Raw genomic sequence first — 26,499 nt, forward strand, 5'->3', positions numbered from 1 at the left:
TCAGGCCTCCCGGCTACGGGCACACATCATCGTTGCTTCGCACACAACTTTACCGTCGACCAGCGCAACCCCTTTAAAACGGGTCAGGCCACGGCGCGTTTTCTCGAAAGTCACTTCCATGATCATCTGATCGCCAGGCACGACAGGACGCTTAAAGCGTGCTTCGTCAATACCCGCGAAATAATACAGTTCGCCTGGTTCCAGTTTTCCTACGCTTTTAAACGCAAGGATACCGGTAGCCTGTGCCATCGCTTCCAGAATCAATACGCCAGGGAAAATAGGTTTACCCGGGAAGTGGCCCTGAAAGAAAGGCTCGTTAACGGATACATTTTTCACTGCGCGCAGAAAACGACCTTCTTCAAAATCCAGCACGCGATCAACCAGCAGAAACGGAAAACGGTGCGGCAGAAGTTCTAAAATCTCTTCAATATGCAGAGTATGAGTGTTAGTAGTCAAAATACTCTTCCTGTCAAAATATACTAAAAGGCAATAATAACACGGCCTGTCGCAATCGTATGAATGGGACAGGCCGAAAAGTCAGACATGCAAAAACGGTGCTTTAGTCTTGTTGATTAACCTTGCGCTCAATCGCTTTGAGGCGCTTGCTCATATCATCAATATTCATCACCAGTGCAGCTGTTTTACGCCATACCTTATTGGGTTGTAGCGGAATGCCTGAGGAATAGACGCCAGGTTCGGTGATAGGACGCATCACCATACCCATGCCAGTCACCGTGACTTTGTCGCATATTTCCATATGCCCATTGATCACGCTGGCGCCGCCAATCATGCAGTAACGGCCAATCTTCAGGCTACCCGCCATAATGACGCCACCGGCTACTGCCGTATTGTCGCCAATCACAACGTTATGCGCAATCTGGCACTGGTTATCAATGATAACACCATTACCGATCACAGTATCGTCCAGAGCACCACGGTCAATGGTGGTACAAGCGCCGATCTCGACGCGATCGCCGATAATCACGCGACCAAGCTGCGGGATCTTTACCCAGTTACCGCGATCGTTCGCGTAACCAAATCCATCAGATCCAACGACAGTGCTTGACTGGATCAGGCAATTCTCACCGATCTGAATGTCGTGGTAAATCGTCACATTCGCCCACAAGCGTGAACCTGCACCGATTTTAGTATTTTTTCCGACGAAGCAGCCTGCGCCGATAACGACGTTATCACCCAGTTCTACGCCAGACTCAATGACCGCATTTGCGCCCACAGAGACATTATTACCCAGCTTCGCCGTTGCATCGATCACTGCACTCGGTGCAATGTTCTGTGCAGGCTGAGGCGTGGTATCTAGAATTTGCGCCATACGTGCATAGGTCAGATAGGGATTCTTCACTACCAACGCGGCACTTTTAGCAAAAGGAAGATCGTCCTGCGTCATTACTACGGCAGAAGCCTGGCATACGCCTAAGTGTTCACGGTACTTAGGATTCACCATGAACGTGATATTGCCAGTTTGCGCAGATTGCATGGACGCTACGCCGGTGATGACGATATCGCCATCACCGTGTAATTCTGCATCCAACTGCTCTGCTAAATCAGCCAGTCGAATTGAAGGCATTACTTATTTAACCTGTTTCAGTACGTCAGCGGTGATGTCTTTTACATCGCTGCTGTTGTATGCAACGGTGTTTGCGTCAACGACCAGATCGATGCTCTGGCTGCTGGCAACAGATTTCACAGCAGTCTGGATACGAGTAACCAGTTTGCCACGTTCTTCGTTGGAGCGACGCGCACGATCCTGCTCAAAAGCCTGAGCTTTCTGAGAGAAAGTCTGGCGCTGAGCCATAACGTCTTTTTCCAGCTTGGTACGATCGCTACCTGCTTTCATTGATTGCAGACGCTGCATCTTAGATTGCAGATCGGATTCCATACGCTGCAGTTCGCTGGCACGGCCTTTGAACTCGTTTTCCAGCGTAGCAGAAACGCCTGTCTTCTGTGCAACCTGTTGGAACAGGCTACCCATGTTGACGATTGCAATTTTGTCAGCCGCTTGTGCGGACGTTGCCATCGCTAAACCGAGACCTGCAGCTAATAACCACTTTTTCACAATTAACTCCTTACCATCCCATTTGCACCCGAAGGTGCAGTTCTTTGCGTGGCCAGGCGATCCCATGCAAGATCGCCTAAAGTCATCGCTACACTACCACTACATTCCTTTGCGAAGAACAATTACCAGGTTTTACCAATGTTAAACTGGAACTGTTCCGCTTTGTCTCCATCGTACTTCTTGAACGGCTGGGCGTAGGAGAAAACCAACGGCCCCAATGGGGACATCCATTGTAAAGCGATACCCGCTGACATACGGATATTACTTGGATCACTGTAGTCCGGCACACCTATAGCACGTGTTTGAGCGCTATCCTGCCAGTTAGTATCCCAAACGGTACCCATGTCCCAGAAGAACGAGGTACGAACCGAGTTGGCATACTTGTCGCTAATGAATGGCGTTGGGGTAATAAACTCCAGGCTGGCGACAGCCATGGCGTTACCGCCCACTGCGTCATCCGATTTACAGTCCTTACCGTCTGCGTTGGAACACTCTTCGTAGTCACTATTATCAGAACCACTGGCGTAAGCACCGTTTTTGTAGACTGCTTTTGGACCGATAGTATTCGACTGGAAGCCACGCACGGTGCTGGAACCACCTGCATAGAAGTTCTCATAGAACGGCATTTCTTTGCTGCCAATGCCGTCGCCATAGCCTACCTTCGTACGTCCTAAAACCACCCACTTGTGATCGTCATCGATCGGCACATAGGTCGCGGTATCCATCGACACTTTGTAGTATTCGTTATCAGACCCCGGAATGGTAACTTTACCGTTCAGGTTGACGCGTGTACCGTCCGTTGGGAAATATCCACGGTCCAGTTTGTTGTACGTCCAACCGTAGTTAAAGGTGAAGTCATCAGCGGCAAAGCTGTTGGTATTGGTCTCGCCCATTGACTCAAGATAACGATCCATCGCAACCTGCGGCTGCATGTTGGACAGTTTGTTATGTACATAACCCAGGCCGGCACGCAACGTGTTGTATTCGTTTACCGGGAAGCCAAGCGTTACGTCTGTACCATAACTTTTGTTGGTATAGTCGGACAGATCCGCATCATTCGCTTCAAAGTCGTTATAGAAGACACGGCCACCCAGGCTCACACCATCAACGGTGAAGTACGGGTTAGTCACAGACAACTCAGTATAGGTCTGGTAGTCGTTTTTGGTGCCGTTGATGCCAACAGAATAACCGGTACCTAACCAGTTATCTTGCTGAACGCCAGCCTGGAAGCTCACACCGCTCTCGGTACCGTAACCGACGCCGAAGTTAAAGCTACCGGTATTACGCTCTTTGACCTTGTAGACTACATCAACCTGATCCGGGCTGCCCGGAACACGCTGAGTATCGGTATCAACTGTTTCAAAGTAACCCAGACGGTTCAGACGCTCTTTACCCTGGTCGACCAGATCGCTGCCCAACCATGCACCTTCCATCTGACGCATTTCGCGACGCAGAACGGAATCTTTAGAGGTGTCGTTACCTTCAAAACGAATCTTACGCACATAGAAACGGTTACCCGCATCCACGTTTACGCGTAATTTAACGGTTTTGTCAGCGTCGTTGATTTCAGGCTGCGACTGTACGCGCGGATAGGCATAGCCATAGCGACCCAGGAGCTTCTTGATATCATCTTCCATTTTGGTCACTTTGGTGCCGTTATAGAGTTCACCTGGCTCGATCTTCGTCAGGGTCTCAATTTCGGCGGAGTGACCGGCCAGGTTACCGCTCACCTGAACACCAGAAAGCTTGTACTGCTCGCCTTCTGTGATGTTAACGGTGATGTAGATACCTTTTTTATCCGGCGTCAGGCTGACCTGAGTGGAATCGATATTGAAGCGGGCATAACCGCGATCCAGATAGTAACTGCGCAGGGTTTCAAGGTCGCCCGCCAGTTTCTGTTTCTGGTATTTGCGATCGCCCACCACGTTCCACCACGGTACTTCATCACGCAACTGGAAGTGAGAGATAAGTTCGTCAGTCGTGAAGGCATGGTTGCCGACGATATTGATCTGTTGGATCTTCGCCGAAACACCTTCCTGGAAGACCAGCTTGAGGTCAACGCGGTTACGCGGCAACGGCGTCACCACCGCTTTCACACTGGCGCTGTACTTACCGACGCTATAGTAGAAATCTTCCAGGCCTTTTTCGATATCGGCAAGCGTGGTGCGATCCAGAGACTCGCCAACACGCACGCCAGACGCCTCGAGGTTTTGCTTGAGCATGTCATCTTTCACCGATTTATTACCGGAGAAAGTGATGCTGGCAATCGTCGGACGCTCTTTTACCTGAACCAGAAGGGTATCACCATCGCGCAGGACGCGGACATCCTCAAAGTTACCGGTGGCGAACAGAGCACGAATGGTATTACTGATGTCTTCATCATTAACCGTGTCGCCTGTGCGCACCGGCATACTGAGGAGAGCCGCACCAACGGCGACTCGCTGTAGGCCTTCGAAATGAATGTCCTTCACTACGAACCCTTCAGCACCGTATACGGTGGCGCTGCTAAACAGCAGCGACGCTATGAGCAACTTTTTCATCGCCATCGTTATTATGCGTTCTTCCTAACACTCTCTTACAACCGAGAGAAATCATTGAAAAGTGCAAGCCCCATTAACAACACCAGCAAGATAGAGCCAATGCGATAACTAAAGTCTTGAACCCGCTCGGATACCGGACCGCCCTTCAGCTTTTCTATCGCCAGGAACAGCAGATGCCCCCCGTCTAGAACGGGCAACGGAAACAGGTTGATTATCCCTAAGTTCACGCTGATAAGCGCAAGGAACATCAGGTAATAAATAATCCCGAATTCCGCTGACATCCCAGCCCCCTGGGCGATAGAAATCGGCCCACTGAGGTTGTTCAGTTTTACATCACCGGTAATCAATTTTCCCAGCATACTGACCGTCAGCTTCATCAACTGCCACGTTTTATCCGAGGCTTCGAGGACGGCGCTGAATGGCCCATACTGGCGTACAGTCTTATACTCATCAGGCAGAGGAATAACTTTAGGCACCACGCCCGCAAAACCTTCTGCCTTCCCGTTAACCTGTTTTGAATCTGGGGTTAACGTTAAAGACAAGGAACTTCCTTGTCTTTCAATATCTAGCGCTAACGGCTTATCCGGATTATCGCGCACCAGCGTCACAAACGTCATCCATTGCGTCAGCGGCTGACCATTGACTTTAACGATCCTGTCGCCTGCTTGCAAACCTGCCTTACTTGCAGCGGAGTTAACCTGCACTTCTGACAGCACCGGTTCAATCTGCGGACCGCGCGGACGAATCCCTAAACTGGAGACGGGATCCTCTTTGTCTGGCTCAAATGCCCACTGACGTAAATCCAGCGTTTTGTCCTGACGCTGGTTACTGCCAAACTGCGCTACGCTGAGAGTCGTATGCTCATCGCCAATTTTGGCTACCAGTTGCAATCTCACGGCATCCCAATCAGGGGTTTCGATACCATCAACCGCTTTTAGTTCCGTACCCGGCTGAATTTGCGCCTGCGCGGCAATCGAGTTGGGTGTTATTTCACCAACAACCGGACGAACGCCAGGGACACCGATGATAAACACTAGCCAGTAAGCGAAAATAGCAAAAAGGAAGTTTGCAATCGGACCTGCGGCGATGATGGCTGCGCGTTGTCCAACCGTTTTATTGTTGAAAGCGTAATGGCGCAGCTCTGGTGCGACTGGTTCAGCGCGCTCATCCAGCATTTTGACGTAACCGCCGAGGGGAATCAGGGCGATAACGTATTCCGTACCTAATTTATCGGTACGCCGCCAAAGCGCTTTTCCAAAACCAATGGAAAAGCGTTCGACGCGGACTCCGCAGCGCCGCGCAACCCAGAAATGACCAAATTCATGCACGGTGATAAGCACACCAAGTGCGACAATGAATGCAGCCAGATTCCAGAGAATACTCAGCATAAGACCATCCGTTAGAGCGTCCTGAATACCAGTAACAACAGGCAGGCAAAGACCGGTACCGCAGCCGTCAGGCTATCAATACGGTCCAGAATACCGCCGTGTCCTGGAATTAAGTGACCACTGTCCTTAATACCTGCTTCACGCTTAAACATACTCTCGGTCAGGTCACCCAGCACGGAGGCCAGGGCTGCAACGATGGAGCAAATGAGCAAGGTGACAGGCGCAACTTCAAGATTCGCCCACATGCCATAACCCCATGAGATCACGGCCGCAGTGGCGAGTCCGCCAATAAAACCCTGCCAGGTTTTACCAGGAGAAACCTTCGGTGCCAGCTTATGTTTGCCAAACAGCTTACCAAACATATACGCACCAGAGTCCGCTCCCCAAACGAGGATCATGACATACAGCAGCCATAGCGCGCCACTATAATGATTCTCATCATAGTGCCATGCACGTAGCGCCAGCATTCCCCAAAAGAACGGAACAATGGTTAACACGCCGAAAATTATGCGTAATGTTTTGGAATTACGCCAGACCGACGCAGAGCCGGGATAAAACAATACCAGCAACAGCGCCACGACCCACCAGCCCAGCGACGCCCACAGCGATACTTCAACCAGCGGCTGATGAATATTGCGATGGTATTCCGGCAGTAAGAACAGCATTAGCGCCAGCAATAGCCCGCACAAAACCGCCAGCCAAACTCGCTGTGTACGCGTGGTAAAACCGCTTAACTGTCCCCATTCCCAGGCGGCCAGCATACAAACGACCAGCGTGACAATGGCGAACCCCACCGGCGGCAGCAAAAACAGCGCCGCGATGACAACGGGTATTAAAACAAAAGCAGAAATCAGGCGATACTTCAGCAAAAGCGACCCCCATCAGGCTTTTTCATCACCGGGCTCGGTGCCGCCGAAACGACGCTCACGATTAGCAAAGGCATGCAGCGCACCTTCAAAGTCTTGTTCATCGAAATCGGGCCAGAGAACATCCGTAAAGTAAAGTTCGGCGTAGGCAATTTGCCACAACAGAAAATTACTAATTCGATGCTCTCCCCCAGTCCTTATCACTAAATCCACAGGAGCCAGTTCATGCATACAAATTTGCTGCCCAAGCATCTCTTCATCGATTTGCTCTGGATGCAGCAGACCATCCTGCACCTGTTGTGCCAGTTGCCTGACCCCCTGGACTATATCCCACCGTCCACCGTAATTCGCTGCAATATTCAGCGTCAACCCGGTATTCTGGGCAGTAATCGCTTCTGATTTGCGAATCCGTTCTTGCAAACGAGAGTTAAATCGACTGATATCCCCGATAATACGCAGACGTACGTTATGGCGGTGCAGGTTTTTCACTTCACTATCAAGTGCCCACACAAACAGTTCCATTAACGCGCTCACTTCCTGCGCAGGTCGGTTCCAGTTCTCACTGCTAAAGGCATACAGCGTTAACGCATCAATACCGTTATTGGCAGCAAAAGAGACAGCCCGGCGGACGGATTTTGCTCCGGCCTTATGCCCAAAGGCGCGAATCTTCCCTTGCTTTTTCGCCCAGCGGCCATTGCCATCCATGATAATTGCGACATGGCGACAACCATGTGCTGGCAAATTTTCGCTTAATGGTTTAGTTGCAGACAACATAACGCGTTATTAGTCCCTGAAAGGATTTACGGTACTCAGGAATACTGAAGCCCATCCACAAAAAAGCCGTGTCAAACCACGGCTTACCCGACCGAAAAAAAGCAAATACCCGCGATCGGGTGGCGCAGACTATATCACTGAAGCCCAACGCTAACAAATAGCACGATTCTCCGTAGAGGGATTATCATCAGCTTGAGAGTCGCATCACTTCTTTTCTGGCGACGTCCCGCGCGATGGCATCAACCTTCAGCACGTCATCAACGCTCTGCGGCTCCTGCAAATCCATCTTATCCAGCACGGATAAATTCAGGTCAGCAATATCGGTAAATCGGATCTGCTGCGCCAAAAACGCGGCAACGGTAATTTCATTCGCGGCATTAAGTGCAGTCGTCGCCGCCTGCCCTTGCTCAAACGCGTCCATCGCCAGCTTCAGGCACGGATAACGCTGGTAATCAGGTGCTGAAAACGTCAGCGCACTGAGTTTGCAAAAATCGACAGGCTTAACACCGGACGTCACTCGTTCTGGCCATGCCATGGTATGGGCAATAGGTGTACGCATGTCCGGTTCACCCAACTGCGCCAGAACACTACCATCCTGATAACGGACCATCGAATGAATAACCGACTGCGGGTGAATCAGCACTTCCATCTGGCTTGCACTGGCATTAAATAACCAACGCGCTTCAATGTATTCCAGACCTTTGTTCATCATGGTGGCGGAATCGACAGAGATTTTTCGTCCCATCGACCAATTCGGATGACGACATGCCTGATCGGGGGTCATAGAGACCAGATCGCGCAATGGCGTTTCACGGAATGGGCCACCAGACCCGGTAAGCAGAACTGACATAACGCCGTTTTGCTCAAGGTCAGCGTATCCCAGATTGTGTTGGATAGGTTGCGGTAAACTCTGAAAAATCGCGTTATGCTCGCTATCTACCGGCAAAAGCTGCGCTTTGTGACGTTTCACGTCGTCCATAAACAGACGACCGCAGGTCACCAGAGACTCTTTGTTCGCCAGTAAAATACTTTTGCTCGCACGAATTGCCGCCAGCGTTGGCAATAAGCCCGCTGCGCCGACAATTGCAGCCATGACCTGATCAACATCATCCAGCGCAGCCATATCACAGGCAGCCTGCTGACCGCTCATGACCTCAGTGCGACTGCCCTGCTCCAGCAGAGCTGCTTTTACCAACGCAGCGCTTTTTTCATCGTCCATTACCGCATAGCGAGGAGAAAACTCCAGGCATTGCTCTACCATGCGGGCGACATTTTTACCCGCCACCAACGCAGCAACACGAAATTTTTCCGGGTTATGGCGTACTACATCCAGCGTACTGCAACCAATGGAACCGGTTGATCCCAGGATGGTTAATTGCTTCATGAGACATCCAGAAGAATTTTACCCTTTAAGGTATATAGACAGAAAAAAGCAAAACGCCGCCATCCAGCCTTCTCAGGCCTTCTAAGCGGCGTTTTTAGCGTACAGGCGAATCAGAACTGCATCAGTTCCGCTTCTTTCTCTGCCAGCGCCGCATCAACTTTCTTGATTGCAGCGTCAGTCAGTTTCTGTACGTCGTCCTGAGAACGGCGATCGTCATCTTCGCTGATCTCTTTTTCTTTCAACAACGCTTTCACTTTGTCGTTTGCATCGCGGCGTACATTACGTACCGCAACACGCGCGCCTTCAGCTTCGCCACGCACGATCTTGGTCAGATCTTTACGACGTTCTTCGGTCAGCGGCGGCAGCGGAACGCGGATGTCGGAACCCGCAGAGCTTGGATTCAGACCGAGGTCGGAAGCCATGATAGCTTTCTCAACGGCTGGCCCCATAGAACGGTCAAACACGTTGATTTTCAGGGTACGGGAATCTTCAACCGTTACGCTTGCCAGCTGGCGCAGCGGAGTCGGTGTGCCGTAATATTCCACGACAATACCATCCAGCAGGCTGGGAGAAGCACGACCCGTGCGAATTTTGCTGATTTGGTTTTTGAACGCTTCGACGCATTTGTCCATGCGTACTTCAGCATCTTTTCTGATATCGTTGATCACGTTACGAATCCTTGAAAGCTTGTTTCAGTCAGACCATACCCGCCGCGCAAGATGTGACAAGTATAGTCTTGATTAATTTTGAGGGACGTATCCCGCGACATTAAAGCGGAATATTACCTGCATTTAGCCGCAACGGGAATTATTCCGTGATTAACGTGCCTTCTTTTTCACCCATAACAACACGGCGCAGTGCACCTGGTTTGTTCATGTTAAAGACACGAATCGGTAATTTGTGGTCACGAGCCAGCGTGAACGCAGCCAGATCCATGACTTTCAGCTCTTTATCCAGTACTTCAGTGTAGGTCAACTGTTCGTACATGGTCGCCGTTGGATCTTTAGCCGGGTCGGCAGTAAATACGCCATCGACTTTGGTGGCTTTCAGTACCACATCCGCTTCAATTTCAATACCACGCAGGCAGGCTGCTGAATCGGTGGTGAAGAACGGATTACCGGTACCCGCAGACAAAATAACAACGCGGTTGTTACGCAGCAGGCTAATAGCTTCAGCCCAACTGTAGTTATCACACACGCCGTTCAGAGGAATTGCGGACATCAAGCGAGCGTTCACATAGGCGCGGTGAAGCGCATCGCGCATCGCCAGACCGTTCATTACGGTGGCTAACATGCCCATGTGGTCGCCCACAACGCGGTTCATCCCTGCTTTCGCCAGACCAGCGCCACGGAACAGGTTACCACCACCAATCACTACGCCAACCTGAATACCCAGCTCAACCAGCTCTTTGATTTCCTGAGCCATACGGTCAAGGATGCTTGCATCAATACCGAAGCCTTCTGAACCTTGCAGAGCTTCGCCACTTAACTTAAGCAGAATACGTTTGTAGACGGGTTTTGCATTGGTAGCCATGTTTCTTTCCTGAGACTGTCAACGAATGAGATGAGTTAATTCCGGCGACATTGTATGTCGCTTTTCAGCAGGACCACTATAGCGGTTCGCTGAATTTACAAGCCAGACACAAAAAGAAGCCGCCCTCAGGCGGCTCCTTTCAAAATTAAGACTGCTTGGACATCGCAGCAACTTCTGCTGCAAAGTCAGTCTCAACTTTCTCGATGCCTTCACCCACTTCAAAGCGGATGAAGCCTGTTACGTCAGCGTTATGCTCTTTCAGCAGCTGACCAACAGATTTGCTCGGTTCCATGACGAAAGGCTGACCGGTCAGAGAAACTTCGCCGGTGAATTTCTTCATGCGGCCTTCAACCATTTTCTCTGCGATTTCTTTCGGCTTGCCAGACTGCATAGCGATGTCCAGCTGAACCTGGTATTCTTTTTCTACCACTTCAGCGGAAACGTCTTCCGGCTTAACGAATTCTGGTTTGCTTGCAGCAACGTGCATTGCCAGCTGTTTAACCAGTTCTTCGTCAGCGCCAGTTGCAGCAACCAGAACACCGATACGAGCACCATGCTGGTAGTTACCCAGAACTTCGCCTTCCAGGGAAGCAACGCGACGGATGTTGATGTTCTCACCGATTTTAGCAACCAGAGCAACACGTTCTTCTTCGAACTGTGCTTTCAGAACTTCAACGTCAGTGATTTTGCCAGCAACGGCAGCGTCCAGTACTTTGTCAGCAAATGCCTGGAAACCAGCATCTTTAGCAACGAAGTCAGTCTGGCAGTTAACTTCCAGAATGAAAGCGATGTTGCCGTCGATTTTGGTTTTGATTACGCCGTCAGCAGCAACGTTGCCTGCTTTTTTCGCCGCTTTGATTGCACCGGACTTACGCATGTTTTCGATTGCCAGCTCGATGTCGCCATTAGCTTCAGTCAGTGCTTTTTTGCAATCCATCATGCCTGCGCCAGTACGCTCACGCAGCTCTTTTACCAGGGATGCGGTAATTTCAGCCATTCTAAAATCCTCGGAAGATTTGATCTGCCCGGCATGAAACCGCACAGATTTAAAAGTGAAAAAGGGGGCCATATACAGGCCCCCTAACCAAACGTGATACTACCTGGTCTATAAGGGCTCTAACGAGCGTGCCTTATTATTCAGCTTCTACGAAGCTTTCTTCCGCCTGGGAAGCCAGATCCTGAGAACGGCCTTCACGAACGGTAGTAGCTACAGCGCCCAGGTACAGGGTCACAGCACGGATTGCGTCGTCGTTACCCGGGATAACGAAGTCAACACCGTCCGGATCAGAGTTGGTATCAACGATAGCAAATACTGGGATACCCAGGTTGTTTGCTTCTTTGATAGCAATGTGCTCGTGGTCAGCATCGATTACGAACAGAGCGTCCGGCAGACCGCCCATGTCTTTGATACCGCCCAGGCTGTTTTCCAGTTTCTCAAGCTCACGAGTACGCATCAGCGCTTCTTTCTTGGTCAGCTTTTCGAAAGTACCGTCCTGAGACTGAGTTTCCAGATCTTTCAGACGTTTGATGGACTGACGAACGGTTTTCCAGTTAGTCAGCATACCGCCCAGCCAGCGATGGTTCACGAAGAACTGGTCGCAGCTGTTAGCAGCTTCTTTCACCGCTTCGCTTGCAGCGCGTTTAGTACCAACGAAAAGGATTTTACCTTTACGAGCAGAGATCTTGTTCAGTTCAGCCAGAGCTTCGTTGAACATCGGTACAGTTTTCTCAAGGTTGATGATGTGAACTTTGTTACGCGCACCGAAGATGAACGGCTTCATTTTCGGGTTCCAGTAACGGGTCTGGTGACCGAAGTGAACACCAGCCTTGAGCATGTCGCGCATGGAAACAGTTGCCATGATTAAAACCTCTATATATAAAAGTTGGGGTTAAGCCTCCACGCATCCCATATTACCGACCCCAAAGGGCACCCCGGAATATGTGCCGATACGTGTGTGTTGTTACACAAAGTGAGATTTGTCGCTCCCGTCCATCGTGTGTAGTCTTCGAATGGATCGGAAGTCCGGCGCGCTTTATACCACAAATACGCCATAGACACCAATAATTGTTGGCACTGTGTGCTGTTAATGATTCTCAATTTGGCAGCACGTATGCGGGACTGATACCATTGGCAGCACTTAAACAATTATTGCCGATATCATCGGCACTGATGGACAGAATTCATGGCTATCTCAATCAAGACCCCTGAAGAAATCGAAAAAATGCGCGTCGCTGGCCGCCTGGCCGCTGATGTACTGGAAATGATCGAACCGTTTGTTAAACCGGGCGTCAGCACCGGCGAACTGGATCGTATCTGTAATGACTATATCGTGAATGAGCAGCAGGCCATTTCCGCCTGCCTGGGTTACCACGGCTATCCGAAGTCCGTGTGTATCTCTATTAATGAAGTGGTGTGCCACGGGATCCCGGACGACGCCAAACTTCTGAAAGACGGCGATATCGTCAACATCGATGTGACTGTGATTAAAGACGAGTACCACGGCGACACCTCGAAAATGTTTATCGTCGGCAAACCTACTATTCTGGGCGAGCGTCTGTGCCGCGTCACGCAGGAAAGCCTGTATCTGGCGCTGCGGATGGTGAAACCGGGCATTCGCCTGCGCACGCTGGGCGCTGCAATTCAGAAATACGCGGAAGGTGAAGGTTTCTCTGTCGTTCGTGAATACTGCGGTCACGGTATCGGTCGCGGCTTCCATGAAGAGCCGCAGGTTCTGCACTACGATGCAGACGACGGCGGTGTGGTACTGCAGCCGGGCATGACGTTCACCGTAGAACCGATGCTGAATGCCGGTGATTACCGCATCCGCACCATGAAAGACGGCTGGACGGTGAAAACCAAAGACCGGAGCTTGTCTGCACAGTACGAGCATACTATTGTAGTGACGGAAAACGGCTGTGAGATTCTGACGTTACGCAAGGATGACACCATCCCGGCGATCATCACACACGGCGAATAATGTTTTGCCTGATGGCGATGCATTCGCATCTTATCAGGCCTACAAATTGTACTACTTAGTAGGCCGGGTAAGGCGTTCACGCCATCATCCGGCTTTTTAATGGGTGGCGCATAATGAATACTCTTCCTGAACAGCACGCAAATACTGCCCTCCCCACCCTGCCTGGCCAGCCACAAAACCCAGGGACATGGCCACAGCACGACCTCAACTGCACCGGTATTAAAGCGCATATCGACACCTTCCAGAGCTGGTTAGGCGAAGCGTTTGACAGTGGAATTTCCGCAGAACAGCTCATTGAGGCCCGCACCGAATTTATTGATCAGTTGCTTCAGCGCCTGTGGATTGAAGCCGGTTTCGGTCAAATTGCCGACCTGGCGCTGGTTGCCGTTGGCGGCTACGGGCGCGGCGAACTGCATCCGCTCTCCGATATTGACCTGCTAATCCTCAGTCGTAAAAAGCTACCTGATTCGCAGGCAGAAAAAGTCGGTGAGCTGTTAACGCTGCTATGGGACGTGAGGCTGGAGGTTGGGCACAGCGTGCGTACGCTGGAAGAGTGTCTGCTGGAAGGATTATCAGATTTAACCGTCGCCACTAACCTGATTGAAACACGCCTGCTTATCGGCGATGTGGCGTTATTTCTTGAGCTGCAAAAGCATATTTTTAGCGAAGGTTTCTGGCCGTCCGATAAATTTTACGCCGCCAAAGTGGAAGAGCAAAATCAGCGCCACCAGCGTTATCACGGCACCAGCTACAACCTGGAGCCGGATATCAAAAGCAGTCCCGGCGGCCTGCGCGATATCCATACTCTGCAATGGGTGGCCCGTCGCCATTTTGGCGCCACCTCGCTGGACGAAATGGTCGGCTTCGGCTTTTTGACGCTGGCAGAACGCGCCGAACTGAATGAATGTTTGCATATCCTGTGGCGGATTCGCTTCGCCCTGCATCTGGTCGTTAGTCGTTACGACAACCGCCTGCTGTTTGACCGCCAACTCAGCGTGGCGCAACGGCTAAACTACGGCGGCGAAGGCAACGAGCCGATCGAGCGGATGATGAAAGACTATTTCCGGGTCACGCGACGGGTCAGCGAACTGAACCATATGCTGTTGCAACTGTTCGACGAGGCGATCCTCGCCCTGCCAGCCGATGAAAAACCGCGCCCGATTGATGACGACTTTCAACTGCGCGGCACATTGATCGATCTGCGCAACGACGACCTGTTTATCCGTAAACCCGAAGCGATATTGCGGATGTTCTACATCATGGTACGTAACAGCGCGATCAGCGGGATTTACTCCACCACGCTGCGCCATTTGCGTCATGCCCGCCGTCATTTAACCCAGCCACTCTGCTACATTCCGGAAGCGCGTTCGCTGTTTCTCAGTATGTTGCGCCATCCGGGCGCGGTGAGTCGCGGCCTGCTGCCGATGCATCGGCACAGCGTTTTGTGGGCCTATATGCCGCAATGGTCGCACATTGTCGGCCAAATGCAGTTTGACCTGTTTCATGCCTATACGGTGGATGAGCACACTATCCGTGTGATGCTCAAGCTGGAGAGTTTTGCTAACGAAGAGACCCGTCCGCGCCATCCGCTGTGCGTGGATCTGTGGCCGCGCTTGCGACAGCCGGAGCTAATTCTGATTGCCGCGCTGTTCCACGATATCGCCAAAGGTCGCGGCGGCGATCACTCGGTTCTCGGCGCCCAGGACGTGCTCAAATTCGCCGAGCTGCACGGTCTGAACTCGCGTGAAACGCAACTGATCGTCTGGCTGGTGCGTCAGCATTTGCTGATGTCGGTGACTGCTCAGCGCCGTGATATTCAGGATCCGGAAGTGATCAAGCAATTCGCTGAAGAAGTACAAACGGAACATCGTCTGCGCTTTTTAGTGTGCCTGACTGTCGCGGATATTTGCGCTACTAACGAAACGCTGTGGAATAGCTGGAAGCAAAGTCTGCTGCGCGAGCTGTACTTTGCGACGGAAAAACAGCTACGTCGTGGGATGCAAAACACGCCGGATATGCGCGAACGCGTTCGCCATCATCAGCTTCAGGCGCTGGCGCTACTGCGTATGGACAACATTGATGAAGAAGCGCTGCACCACATCTGGTCGCGCTGTCGCGCCAACTATTTCGTGCGCCACAGCCCAAATCAACTGGCCTGGCATGCGCGTCATCTGCTGCAGCACGATCTCAGTAAGCCGCTAATCCTGCTCAGCCCGCAGGCCACACGCGGTGGAACGGAAATTTTCATCTGGAGCCCCGATCGCCCTTACCTGTTTGCCGCCGTCTGCGCCGAACTGGACAGGCGCAATCTAAGCGTTCACGATGCGCAGATTTTCACTACCCGCGATGGGATGGCGATGGATACGTTCATCGTGCTGGAACCGGACGGCAGCCCGCTGTCTTCAGACAGACACGAAGCGATCCGTTTTGGACTGGAACAGGCCATCACGCAGCGCAGCTGGCAGCCACCGCAACCACGTCGTCAGCCGGCAAAATTACGCCACTTTACCGTCGATACCGAGGTTACTTTCCTGCCGACCCACACCGACCGAAAATCATTCCTTGAACTTATCGCTCTCGACCAGCCTGGACTGCTGGCGCGGGTCGGGCAGATTTTTGCCGATCTGGGAATTTCGCTGCATGGCGCCCGAATTACAACCATTGGCGAGCGAGTAGAAGATTTATTCATAATCGCCACCGCCGACCGGCGCGCCCTTAATAATGAGCTGCAGCAGGAAGTGCATCAACGGTTGACAGAGGCCCTCAATCCAAACGATAAAGGGTGATGTTTTTATTTATTATGGAAAGAGTTTAACAATGCAGCAGTTACAGAACGTTATTGAGTCCGCTTTCGAGCGCCGTGCCGACATTACTCCGGCAAATGTAGATACCGTAACCCGCGAAGCGGTGAATCAGGTTATTGCTTTACTGGATTCCGGTGCACTGCGCGTCGCAGAAAAGATTGAGGGTCAGTGGGTCACGCATCAGTGGCTGAAAAAGGCGGTCCTGCTCTCTTTCCGTATTAACGATAATCAGGTTATCGAGGGTGCGGAAAGCCGTTACTTCGATAAAGTGCCGATGAAATTCGCCAACTACGACGAAGCACGCTTCCAGAAAGAAGGTTTCCGCGTGGTTCCGCCAGCGGCCGTACGCCAGGGTGCGTTTATCGCCCGTAACACCGTGCTGATGCCGTCTTACGTGAACATCGGCGCTTATGTGGATGAAGGTACGATGGTTGATACCTGGGCGACCGTGGGTTCCTGCGCGCAAATTGGTAAAAACGTTCACCTGTCCGGCGGCGTTGGCATCGGTGGCGTACTGGAGCCGTTACAGGCTAACCCGACCATCATCGAAGACAACTGCTTCATCGGCGCACGTTCTGAAGTGGTTGAAGGCGTGATCGTCGAAGAAGGCTCTGTTATCTCTATGGGCGTGTACATTGGTCAGAGCACCCGTATTTACGATCGTGAAACCGGCGAAGTGCATTATGGCCGCGTTCCGGCGGGCTCTGTGGTTGTCTCCGGCAACCTGCCGTCGAAAGATGGCAAATACAGCCTGTACTGCGCGGTGATTGTGAAGAAAGTCGATGCCAAAACGCGTGGCAAAGTAGGAATCAACGAACTGTTACGCACCATCGACTAACAGTGATTTGAAAAAGCGGGCTTAGCCCGCTTTTTTTACATCTGCGAGTGGCATAAACAAGGCTTTTCGTTAATTATTCAATGGTTATGGTGAGCTTAAGGGTACCGCTATGTATGACAATCTGAAAAGTCTGGGCATTACTAATCCTGAAGAAATCGATCGTTACAGCCTGCGGCAAGAAGCCAACAACGATATCCTGAAAATCTATTTCCAGAAGGATAAAGGCGAGTTTTTTGCCAAGAGCGTGAAGTTCAAATATCCCCGTCAGCGTAAAACGGTTGTCGCCGATGGCGTCGGCCAGGGTTACAAAGAAGTGCAGGAGATCAGTCCCAACCTGCGCTATGTGATCGACGAACTGGATCAGATCTGCCAGCGCGATCGCAGCGAAGTCGATCTTAAACGCAAGATCCTTGATGATTTACGTCATCTGGAAAGCGTCGTGACCAACAAGATCAGCGAAATTGAAGCCGATCTGGAAAAACTAACGCGTAAATAACCGCGAGTGAATGTGTTCGTAGGCCGGGTAAGGCGAAGCCGCCCCCCGGCATTTTGCCTGATAAGCGTAGCGCCAACAGGCAAGGAATTAATGCTGCTCATCCAGTTGTAGCGCGACATACAGCAGCAATCGGTCATCAAAATTCCCTAAATCCAGCCCGGTCAGCTCTGAAATTCGATTCAGGCGATATTCCAGCGTATTACGGTGGATAAATAACGCTTTTGAGGTCGCCAGCGGCTGAACGTTATGCCGAAACCACGCCGCTAATGTTCGACGCAGTAAGCCGTTGTTATCCATTGCTTTCAGCCGTACCAACGGACGCGCCAGCTCGTTGGCCTGCCAGCCGCCGCGCAGGCTGTCCAGCAGAACTGGCAGCATCAAATCCTGGTAGAAATAGCTACGGCTTTCCGGCATCCGTTGCTTGCCGACCATCATGGTCGTGCGCGCCGTACGATACGAACGGGCAATACTGCCTGGCCCGGTAAAATAGTTGCCCAGCGACACGCGAAAACGCAGCTGTCCGTTCTCTTTCATGCGAGCAATGAGCTGCTCAACACGCTTGCGGTGATCTTCCGCGTCCCAGCGACCAAACTGATTGAGCGCCGGTTTCAGCACCACCATCTCGGTCAGGGAAACAATCGCAATCAGATTATTACGTTCAGGCGTAGTCAACGCGTTCTGCAATTGCTGTAGCTCCGCCATCGCGCTGTCAACGCCAAGCTGGCCACTATCAACCTCTACCACTGCCACCACGCGCGGCTGGTTCAAATCAATGCCTAAACGTTGCGCCCACTCCATCAGCGCCGGGGTATTCTCTTCCGCCTGAATCAGATTCATCACCAGCTCTTCACGCAGGCGGCTATCCTGCGCTAACAGATGCATCAGGCGCGACTGCTCCAGCATCATTTCGGCTGTCATGCACACCAGCTCGCCGTATTTACGCAGATGTTCCGGTTCACCGGTAAGCCCGATAACGCCAACGATTTCACCTTCCAGGCGCAACGGCAGGTTTATCCCCTGACGCACGCCGTGCAAATGCCTCGCCACTGCATCGTCAATGTCCACCACCCGGCCCTGCGAAAGCACCAGCAGCGCACCTTCGTGCAATTCACCAATGCGTTCGCGATCGCCACTGCCAATGATCCGCCCACGGGCATCCATTACGTTGATATTGGTATCAATGATGCGCATGGTTCGCGCCACGATATCCTGCGCCATTTTGGTATCAAGATGCCAGCCAGCCATAAACCCCTCCTGTGAGCAGAGCTCAAGCATAGGGAAGATAATAAGCGGCGACATTGTGCAAATGCACAAAGCGGAAGGGAGAAATATGGAGTTGTGGGAGGTATCACAAAAAGAACCCCTTCCTGTACAGGAAGGGGTTGAGGGAGATTACTGCATCAACAGATAGATGGAGCTGTCGCCACGCTGAATGTTCAGCGCCAGTACAGCGGGTTTGCTGTCGAGGATTTTGCGCAATTCGGCGATGTTTTTCACTGGCTGCTGATTCGCACCTATAATCACATCCCCTTTCTTCAGGCCGATCTGTGCAGCCGGAGAATTCGGTTTCACGTCGCTTACCACGACACCTTTATCCAGGCCTTTGTTGCTCATATCGGCACCTTCAATGCCTTTGAAGATAGAGCTGGAATCAACCTGAGTCTGGCTGCTCTGCTGCAATTCCAGGTTCACGGTGACCGGCTTACCGTCACGCAGCAGACCCAGAGTGATTTTGCTGCCGACCGGCATCGTACCCACCTGCGCACGCAGGGCGGCGAAGCTGCTGATAGGTTTGCCGTTCAGGGAGGTAATCACATCCCCGGCTTTAATACCGGCTTTCGCTGCGGAAGAGTTCGGCATTACCTGGCTGACGAATGCGCCACGCTGAGCGTCAACTTTCATCGCTTTCGCCAGCTCGGAGCTCAGTTCGGTCCCCATAATACCCAGCTCACCACGTTTAACCTGACCAAACTCAACCATCTGCGAAGTCAGGTTTTTCACCATGTTGCTTGGGATTGCAAAACCGATACCGATGTTACCGCCGTCCGGCGCGAGGATCGCGGTGTTAATGCCGATCAGCTCACCGTTCAGATTGACCAGCGCGCCACCGGAGTTACCCCGGTTGATCGCAGCATCCGTCTGAATAAAGTTTTCATAGTTCTCCGCATTCAGGCCGCTACGGCCCAGAGCAGAAACGATGCCGGAGGTCACGGTCTCACCGAGGCCAAACGGGTTACCGATTGCTACGGTGTAATCCCCCACGCGCAGCGCGTCGGAGTCTGCCAGCTTAATCGCCGTCAGGTTTTTCGGATCCTGAATTTGGATCAGCGCGATATCGGAGCGTGGATCTTTGCCCACGATCTTCGCGTCAAATTTACGGCCATCGCTCAACTGAACCTTAATTACCGTAGCGTTATCCACCACGTGGTTGTTGGTCACGACATACCCTTTCGCAGCATCAATAATTACGCCGGAACCCAGCGCCATAAATTTCTGCTGCTGGCCGCCGCCGTTACCAGCGCCCGGTGCGCCGCCCTGGCAGAACGGTGAACTCTGGAACGGAGATCCGTCCTGGCAGAACGGTGAATTATCACCAAAGAACTGCTGGAAATTACGCGGCATACGCGGCGTATTCACCGTCGTGCTCCCCTCGACGTTAATACTTACCACCGATGGCATCACTTTTTCGAGCATCGGGGCCAGGCTTGGCATCTGTTGGGCGGTCATTGCTGAAGACGACGTCTCAGCCGCAGTTGCAGACAGGGGGGACAACGCCAAACCTAAACTCAGAGCCAGTGCACTCATTGCTAATGTGGTTTTTTTCATGTGTTTCGTTCTCGATTAACAGGTAACGCAAAATTGCTGTATACGTCAGAGTCGTTTTATAACGCTAAGTTCCAGAATTGAGTTTAAGGAAAAAGTAAAATTTTATTGGCCGTCTTTACAAATGAGTATTTATTGTTCTACGGCCATCAAGCGACGATATTCATCCCAGGCATACAAATCTGTCATCCCGCTGATATAATCCTGGATCAACCTGCAGCGATAATAATATTCCAGAACCGAATACTCAGCGCACTCCGTCGATATTTTACTAACAGCCTCAACATACGCAAGACGATGGCGGGTAGACAACTTCTGAAATAAACGGGACTCGATAGGAAAACGTTTTACTCTTTCATTGTCGACCAGTTCAGTAAAATCTGACTGAGACATTTTCAATAACGGTTGATAGATCTCCAGCAACCCGCTGATCACCCGATAGCCCTGTAATTCCAGTTGCTCAACATCCGGATGGCTAAACACATGTTTTACCGCCACATTCTTATAAACGCCCAGTAACTGGCTGAAGCTACTGGCATCTTCTAACAGCGCATGATTAAAGCTGCCTTCATAAATCTGCGGCAAATTATCAATAAACCGCTGGGCCGCATACGGAACCAGTTTATTCAGCGTATTGACGCGTAAATACATAAAGAACTGATCTTCGGTGCTGCGGCTTAATGTATTTGAACGTGATTTTTCCCAGGCGTTCTCAACAACCTGACTAAACAGAGAGCCTTTTTCGTGATGCCCCCACGCTTCATGCAGATGATGGTAAAGTTGCTCGACGCTAAAGATTCTTTTCTCAACGGCATCTTCCAGGTCGGCCACGCAATATGAGATATCATCGGCAGCTTCCATAATCCAGGTTAATGGAAAACGACTGTAAGGTGCTAATGATAATTCTTTACGTAACCGCTCAATATACGGTTCCTCGGAAAGGTAATAACCAGGCTTCTTCATTAAATAGTTGTGCGTCTCGGGTGCACTGCCGCGCCACCATGCCGGACGGGTATATTTTAAAATACCGCCAACCTGCGCCCAGGTAAGGTTCATACGCATCAAAGTATGCACCAGACGAATACCCTGCGCATTGCCTTCAAAATGACACAAGTCCTGGCGCACCTTGCGGCGAATATCATTCAGCGACTCTTCACCTTCACGCAAACGTAATGCCGTCACCTGGCAGCGGTCATCACTCAGGGGCTGACTTTCCGCGTCGGCGGGATACAACCGCTGGCGAAACCAGTCATTAATCGCCGCTTCGCCAAAATGACCAAACGGAGGATTACCAATGTCATGCATCAGGCACGACATTTCGACAATACTCTCAAACGGTCCCGTCAGTTCATCCAGACCATACTGCTCCAGCAGCTTTAGCTCTTTCAGTCGGCTGAGGATCTCTTTCGCGATATAGCGCCCAACCTGCTGCACTTCCATCGAGTGCGTCAGGCGCGTACGCACCGCTGCATTACGCTCTAGCGGAAAGACCTGGGTTTTTTGTTGTAGCCGGCGAATAGCCGGAGAATTGATAATACGTCCACGATCGCTTTCAAAAATTCGCAGGATCTCATGCTCCGTCTTCACGCCCTGCGGCGAACGGTAACGGCGATGCCAGTTTATTTTTTTTCGGAAATCGATCTGTACCATATCCTCTCCCGCCTGAGAAATGCGCAACCCCTTAAGCGCATGATAGACTATGCCCTCAAATCTGGCTTATCGCGAGTAAATCTATGAAAATCGGCATCATTGGTGCAATGGAAGAAGAAGTTACGCTGCTGCGTGACAAAATCGAAAACCGTCAGACCATCACGCTCGGCGGTTGTGAAATTTACACCGGCCAACTGAACGGTACTGAGGTTGCGCTTCTGAAATCAGGTATCGGTAAAGTGGCTGCGGCGCTCGGCGCTACGCTGCTGCTTGAACGCTGCAAGCCGGACGCCATCATTAATACCGGTTCCGCGGGTGGCCTGGCCTCTACGCTGAAAGTCGGCGATATCGTAGTTTCTGATGAAGCGCGCTATCACGACGCCGACGTCACTGCCTTTGGTTATGAATTTGGTCAGCTACCGGGTTGCCCGGCTGGTTTTAAAGCCGATCCTGCGTTGATTGCAGCCGCAGAATCTTGCATCGCCGAACTCAATCTGAACGCTGTTCGCGGACTTATCGTCAGCGGCGATGCATTCATTAATGGTTCCGTGGGGCTGGCTAAAATTAAGCATAACTTCCCGCAGGCGATTGCCGTTGAGATGGAAGCGACCGCAATTGCGCACGTTTGCCATAACTTTAAGGTGCCATTTGTCGTGGTTCGCGCTATCTCTGACGTTGCCGATCAGCAGTCCCATCTCAGCTTTGACGAATTCCTGGTGGTTGCCGCGAAGCAGTCAAGCCTGATGGTTGAAACGCTGGTGCAGAAACTGGCGCATGGCTAAATTATTCTCCAGGGCGCTGGTCGCCCTGCTTTTCACTCTCCCGGCGTTCCTTTACGCCGCACCGCGTGTTGTAACGCTTTCTCCTGCCAATACCGAACTCGCTTTTGCCGCAGGCATTACCCCCGTTGGCGTCAGCAGCTACTCAAACTACCCGCCAGAAGCCAAAAATATTGAAGAGGTCTCAACATGGCAAGGTATGAATCTTGAGCGTATTGTGGCGCTGAAACCTGATTTGGTCGTCGCCTGGCGCGGGGGAAATGCTGAGCGGCAGGTGAATCAACTGACCTCCCTGGGAATTAAGGTCATCTGGGTGGACGCCGTTTCCATTGAGCAGGTTGCCGATGCGCTACGCCAGTTGGCTGCGTGGAGCCCCAAGCCTGAACAAGCTAAACAGGCGGCGCAAACCATGCTTGATGACTATGCTTTACTTAAATCTCAGTATGCCAACAAACCGAAAAAACGCGTGTTTCTCCAGTTTGGTGCCAATCCTCTGTTTACCAGTGGAAAAGGTTCTATTCAGCACGAAGTTCTTGAGGTATGCGGAGGAGAAAACATCTTTGCCGGTAGTCGGGTTCCCTGGCCGCAGGTTAGCCGTGAGCAGGTCCTGGCACGAGCCCCCCAGGCTATTGTTGCAACCGGCGGTCCGGGCGAAACTCTGAAAATTGAGCAATACTGGGGAAACCAGCTAAAAATACCCGTTATTACACTTAATAGTGACTGGTTCGAACGCGCGAGCCCGCGTATTATCCTCGCCGCAAAACAACTCTGTAATGCGCTTTCACAGATAAATTAGCGCCTGCCCCCACCAGGTCTGTTGTGAGGATTTAAAAATGCTCGTCTATTGGCTTGATATTGTCGGCACCGCGGTATTTGCAATCTCTGGCGTATTACTGGCCGGAAAATTACGTATGGATCCGTTTGGCGTCCTGGTCCTCGGCGTGGTTACCGCCGTCGGAGGTGGCACGATCCGCGATATGGCGCTGGATAATGGACCGGTTTTTTGGGTTAAAGATCCAACCGATCTGGTCGTAGCGATGATCACCAGTATGCTGACGATCCTGTTGGTACGGCAGCCAAGACGCCTGCCGAAATGGATCCTTCCGGTGCTTGATGCCGTTGGCCTGGCGGTGTTCGTGGGTATTGGCGTCAACAAGGCCTTTCTCGCAGGAACAGGACCCTTGGTTGCGATTTGTATGGGGGTGATTACCGGCGTCGGCGGTGGGATCATTCGCGATGTATTAGCACGTGAAGTCCCGATGATTTTGCGCACCGAGATCTACGCCACAGCCTGTATTATCGGCGGGATCGTGCATGCGACGGCGTTTTATACCTTTGATGTTTCACTGGAAAACGCCAGTATGATGGGGATGATTGTCACCCTGCTGATTCGGCTTGCCGCAATTCGCTGGCATTTGAAATTACCGACGTTTGCGCTGGATGATAACGGACGTTGACATGATGATGCAGAATATGTAGGCCGGATAAGGCGTTTACGCCGCCATCCGGCACATTGCCCGGTGGCGCTACGCTTACCGGGCCTACACCATCAGACCACTGGTATTACAGACAGCAATCAGATGCTGAAAGAAGAACCACACCCGCAGGTGCTTTTCGCATTCGGGTTAGTCACAACGAAGCGGGAACCTTCCAGACCTTCGGTATAGTCAACCGCGCCGCCCACCAGATATTGCAGGCTCATCGGGTCAACCACCAGACCAACACCTTGTTTCTCAATGGTCATATCACCATCGTTCACCTGATCGTCAAAGGTGAAACCGTACTGGAAACCGCTGCAACCACCGCCGGTGATATACACGCGTAATTTCAGATTCGGGTTATCTTCGTCAGCGATCAGGCTTTTTACTTTATTGGCTGCTGCTTCAGTAAATTGCAGTGGCAGCGCTACGTCATCACTCATATTTTGCTCCAAACGACATTGGCAATTGGGCAAATTATAACCCAATGGTTAAGGCCATTATCTAATACCCTGGTATTTCGTTCAAGTATTCTCGCCAGCGGCTGTACCCTGGCTTTTAGCCGCCTGCTCCGCTTCCTGTTTTGCCAGCGTACGGGCAAGGATAGTCGAGTATAGCGGCTTTCCGCCCATAAATTGGGCTAATAGTGTTGCGCCAAGACAGGTAATAATCATTGGCAAAATGAGCTGATAGTTATCGGTCATCTCCAGCACCAGCACAATACCGGTGAGCGGTGCCCTTACCGACGCCGCCAACAATGCCCCCATTCCGGCGATGGCAAAGGTCCCGGCCTCCAGATGATAATGCGGAAAAGAGGCCGCTGCCGCCATACCGAACGCGGTGCCAAGCAACGTGCCCAATGCCAGCATCGGGGCAAATATCCCGCCGGGCGCGCCGGACGAGAAGCACAGCAGCGTGGTAATGACGCGGGCAATAAAGATAAACAGCAGTAAACCAACGCTGAAATTCCCTGCCGCAGCGATAGGTATCAGGTTAAACCCGCCTCCAGCCGCTTCAGGTGTAATTAAGCCAAGAATCCCGCACAGACCGCCGATCGCCCCCCCCATCAGCACCCATTTTTTAATTTCACCGCCGTGGAAACGCTGGAACATATCCTGAGTCCGTAACACCATGGTGTTGAACAACGGTCCGACACAGCCAAAAATAATCCCCAGGACCAGATACAACCACAGCGTGTTCACCGGTGCATTGGAGAGCTTCCCAACTTCAATAAGCGGTGCCTCGCCGTTGAAAACACGAAACACAATGCTAGACATGATGACGCCGGTAAACACGGCTTTGATCGAGACAAGGTTATAGCGAAACTGCGGGCGCATCTCTTCAATAATGAACAGGATCCCCGCCAGCGGAGCGTTAAACGCCGCCGAAAGGCCCGCTGCCGCACCGGTAGCCAATAAGGTATGTCGCGCTTCTGCGCTACGCATGCGGAAAATATCCAGCACCATGCGCCCGAGGTTACCACCGATCTGTACGGTCGGCCCTTCGCGCCCGAGCACCATACCGGCACCCAGCGTACCCATACCGCCGAAAAATTTCACCGGCAGTACGCGCCACCAGCGCACAGGCCGCAGCTCTTCCAGCGCGCCTTCAATCTCTGGGATCCCCGAACCACCGGCTTCCGGCGCAAACTTACGCACCAGGAAATAGCCGACCATCGCCAGCAACGCAGAGAGAATAAATGCCAGCGGCCACAGCAGAATGGCATGGTCCGCAACCTGAGCCAGCGCGCCAATGCGCTGATTCTGCACCCAGGTCACCGCTTTCTCAAATGCCACGCCAACAAACCCTGTCACTGTACCCACTACGGCAGCCATCAACAGGATCGCCAACGGCGTTTTGTCTCGTTCCAGGAGTCGACGGATTTGATCCCTGCGGCGTAAACGCACAATTTGTTGTGCTTCAAAAGAGGGAGTGTCTGTCTTCATCAGATGATCATTAATTGGTAATACAAATACGGAATCGGCATTCTACTCGCACATTTCACGAAAATCCCCTGCAAATCGTATTGTTTCAAATGCGTAAAACTTTCATAACCTTCTCTGAATAACTAGAATAGCGGGCATTTACTTTTTC

General features: G+C 51.8%; 24 protein-coding genes and 1 pseudogene. 7 read left to right on the forward strand and 18 right to left on the reverse strand.

The features are described 5' to 3' along the window. From fabZ to rpsB, 12 genes are all read right to left on the reverse strand, one after another. Positions 1 to 456 (reverse strand): 3-hydroxyacyl-ACP dehydratase FabZ, encoded by a 456-nt coding sequence (gene fabZ / locus OGX67_RS04970; RefSeq protein ID WP_003018528.1) that lies wholly within the window; start codon positions 454 to 456, stop codon positions 1 to 3. A gap of 103 nt (positions 457 to 559) precedes the next feature. After that, complete coding sequence (gene lpxD, locus OGX67_RS04975) at positions 560 to 1,585, reverse strand: UDP-3-O-(3-hydroxymyristoyl)glucosamine N-acyltransferase (RefSeq protein WP_003018531.1); 1,026 nt, start codon at positions 1,583 to 1,585, stop codon at positions 560 to 562. A 3-nt stretch (positions 1,586 to 1,588) separates the two neighbouring features. After that, positions 1,589 to 2,074 (reverse strand): molecular chaperone Skp, encoded by a 486-nt coding sequence (skp, locus tag OGX67_RS04980; protein ID WP_003018533.1) that lies wholly within the window; start codon positions 2,072 to 2,074, stop codon positions 1,589 to 1,591. Positions 2,075 to 2,196: 122 nt separating this feature from the next. Continuing rightward, positions 2,197 to 4,620, reverse strand: a complete 2,424-nt coding sequence (gene bamA, locus OGX67_RS04985; RefSeq protein WP_016149580.1) for an outer membrane protein assembly factor BamA — start codon at positions 4,618 to 4,620, stop codon at positions 2,197 to 2,199. A gap of 29 nt (positions 4,621 to 4,649) precedes the next feature. Continuing rightward, positions 4,650 to 6,002 (reverse strand): sigma E protease regulator RseP, encoded by a 1,353-nt coding sequence (rseP, locus tag OGX67_RS04990; RefSeq protein WP_044714937.1) that lies wholly within the window; start codon positions 6,000 to 6,002, stop codon positions 4,650 to 4,652. An 11-nt stretch (positions 6,003 to 6,013) separates the two neighbouring features. Continuing rightward, positions 6,014 to 6,871 carry a phosphatidate cytidylyltransferase gene (gene cdsA, locus OGX67_RS04995; RefSeq protein ID WP_003018541.1) on the reverse strand — a complete coding sequence of 286 codons (858 nt, stop codon included), beginning with the start codon at positions 6,869 to 6,871 and terminating at the stop codon, positions 6,014 to 6,016. Positions 6,872 to 6,883: 12 nt separating this feature from the next. Then, a complete protein-coding gene (ispU, locus tag OGX67_RS05000) occupies positions 6,884 to 7,642 on the reverse strand; it encodes a (2E,6E)-farnesyl-diphosphate-specific ditrans,polycis-undecaprenyl-diphosphate synthase (RefSeq protein ID WP_071696627.1) in 759 nt (252 codons plus the stop codon). Positions 7,643 to 7,829: 187 nt separating this feature from the next. Beyond that, positions 7,830 to 9,026 (reverse strand): 1-deoxy-D-xylulose-5-phosphate reductoisomerase, encoded by a 1,197-nt coding sequence (gene ispC, locus OGX67_RS05005; protein WP_003845810.1) that lies wholly within the window; start codon positions 9,024 to 9,026, stop codon positions 7,830 to 7,832. A gap of 110 nt (positions 9,027 to 9,136) precedes the next feature. After that, the gene (gene frr, locus OGX67_RS05010) at positions 9,137 to 9,694 is read right to left on the reverse strand and encodes a ribosome recycling factor (RefSeq protein ID WP_003018547.1); all 558 of its coding nucleotides are present in this window, start codon (positions 9,692 to 9,694) and stop codon (positions 9,137 to 9,139) included. Positions 9,695 to 9,833: 139 nt separating this feature from the next. Then, complete coding sequence (pyrH, locus tag OGX67_RS05015) at positions 9,834 to 10,559, reverse strand: UMP kinase (protein ID WP_003018549.1); 726 nt, start codon at positions 10,557 to 10,559, stop codon at positions 9,834 to 9,836. Between the two features lie 145 nt (positions 10,560 to 10,704). Beyond that, positions 10,705 to 11,556, reverse strand: coding sequence for a translation elongation factor Ts (gene tsf / locus OGX67_RS05020; RefSeq protein WP_003018551.1), 852 nt, complete (start codon positions 11,554 to 11,556; stop codon positions 10,705 to 10,707). A 136-nt stretch (positions 11,557 to 11,692) separates the two neighbouring features. Then, positions 11,693 to 12,418, reverse strand: a complete 726-nt coding sequence (rpsB, locus tag OGX67_RS05025) for a 30S ribosomal protein S2 (RefSeq protein WP_003018553.1) — start codon at positions 12,416 to 12,418, stop codon at positions 11,693 to 11,695. Between the two features lie 324 nt (positions 12,419 to 12,742). Between rpsB and map the strand changes: the two genes are divergently transcribed. The 4 genes from map (at position 12,743) to OGX67_RS05045 (ending at position 17,675) form a co-directional block, all read left to right on the forward strand. Then, complete coding sequence (map, locus tag OGX67_RS05030; RefSeq protein WP_003018555.1) at positions 12,743 to 13,537, forward strand: type I methionyl aminopeptidase; 795 nt, start codon at positions 12,743 to 12,745, stop codon at positions 13,535 to 13,537. A gap of 113 nt (positions 13,538 to 13,650) precedes the next feature. After that, positions 13,651 to 16,323, forward strand: coding sequence for a bifunctional uridylyltransferase/uridylyl-removing protein GlnD (glnD, locus tag OGX67_RS05035; protein ID WP_003837534.1), 2,673 nt, complete (start codon positions 13,651 to 13,653; stop codon positions 16,321 to 16,323). A 31-nt stretch (positions 16,324 to 16,354) separates the two neighbouring features. After that, positions 16,355 to 17,179, forward strand: coding sequence for a 2,3,4,5-tetrahydropyridine-2,6-dicarboxylate N-succinyltransferase (gene dapD / locus OGX67_RS05040; protein ID WP_003837532.1), 825 nt, complete (start codon positions 16,355 to 16,357; stop codon positions 17,177 to 17,179). Positions 17,180 to 17,288: 109 nt separating this feature from the next. After that, positions 17,289 to 17,675: a DUF3461 family protein gene (locus tag OGX67_RS05045; RefSeq protein WP_003018562.1), complete on the forward strand. Its 387-nt coding sequence runs from the start codon at positions 17,289 to 17,291 to the stop codon at positions 17,673 to 17,675. 87 nt (positions 17,676 to 17,762) lie between these two features. Here OGX67_RS05045 and cdaR read toward each other — a convergent pair whose 3' ends face one another. The 3 genes from cdaR to dgt form a co-directional block, all read right to left on the reverse strand. Next, positions 17,763 to 18,920, reverse strand: a complete 1,158-nt coding sequence (cdaR, locus tag OGX67_RS05050) for a DNA-binding transcriptional regulator CdaR (RefSeq protein WP_003018564.1) — start codon at positions 18,918 to 18,920, stop codon at positions 17,763 to 17,765. A 147-nt stretch (positions 18,921 to 19,067) separates the two neighbouring features. Beyond that, a complete protein-coding gene (degP, locus tag OGX67_RS05055) occupies positions 19,068 to 20,501 on the reverse strand; it encodes a serine endoprotease DegP (protein WP_257651216.1) in 1,434 nt (477 codons plus the stop codon). Positions 20,502 to 20,630: 129 nt separating this feature from the next. Next, a complete protein-coding gene (gene dgt, locus OGX67_RS05060) occupies positions 20,631 to 22,148 on the reverse strand; it encodes a dGTPase (RefSeq protein WP_003845805.1) in 1,518 nt (505 codons plus the stop codon). 83 nt (positions 22,149 to 22,231) lie between these two features. Between dgt and mtnN the strand changes: the two genes are divergently transcribed. From mtnN to OGX67_RS05075, 3 genes are read left to right on the forward strand one after another with little or no spacing between them, the layout of a single operon-like run. After that, positions 22,232 to 22,930 (forward strand): 5'-methylthioadenosine/S-adenosylhomocysteine nucleosidase, encoded by a 699-nt coding sequence (gene mtnN / locus OGX67_RS05065; RefSeq protein ID WP_003018572.1) that lies wholly within the window; start codon positions 22,232 to 22,234, stop codon positions 22,928 to 22,930. Then, complete coding sequence (btuF, locus tag OGX67_RS05070) at positions 22,923 to 23,723, forward strand: vitamin B12 ABC transporter substrate-binding protein BtuF (RefSeq protein WP_003018575.1); 801 nt, start codon at positions 22,923 to 22,925, stop codon at positions 23,721 to 23,723. The genes mtnN and btuF overlap by 8 nt, the downstream gene beginning before the upstream one ends. A 37-nt stretch (positions 23,724 to 23,760) precedes the next feature. Further along, a complete protein-coding gene (locus OGX67_RS05075; protein ID WP_003018578.1) occupies positions 23,761 to 24,384 on the forward strand; it encodes a TRIC cation channel family protein in 624 nt (207 codons plus the stop codon). Positions 24,385 to 24,503: 119 nt separating this feature from the next. Here OGX67_RS05075 and erpA read toward each other — a convergent pair whose 3' ends face one another. From erpA to clcA, 3 genes and pseudogenes are all read right to left on the reverse strand, one after another. Next, positions 24,504 to 24,848 carry an iron-sulfur cluster insertion protein ErpA gene (gene erpA, locus OGX67_RS05080; RefSeq protein WP_003018581.1) on the reverse strand — a complete coding sequence of 115 codons (345 nt, stop codon included), beginning with the start codon at positions 24,846 to 24,848 and terminating at the stop codon, positions 24,504 to 24,506. Next, positions 24,841 to 24,906 (reverse strand): annotated as a pseudogene (gene yadW / locus OGX67_RS05085) (small protein YadW). Before yadW ends, erpA begins: the two are co-directional and overlap by 8 nt. A gap of 23 nt (positions 24,907 to 24,929) precedes the next feature. Next, on the reverse strand, positions 24,930 to 26,351 hold the full coding sequence (gene clcA / locus OGX67_RS05090; protein WP_071696623.1) for a H(+)/Cl(-) exchange transporter ClcA: 1,422 nt from the start codon (positions 26,349 to 26,351) through the stop codon (positions 24,930 to 24,932). Positions 26,352 to 26,499: the final 148 nt, after the last annotated feature.

The sequence above is a fragment of the Citrobacter sp. Cf118 genome (genome assembly GCF_030334095.1).
In the GTDB taxonomy this organism is placed as follows: Bacteria; Pseudomonadota; Gammaproteobacteria; order Enterobacterales; family Enterobacteriaceae; genus Citrobacter; species Citrobacter freundii.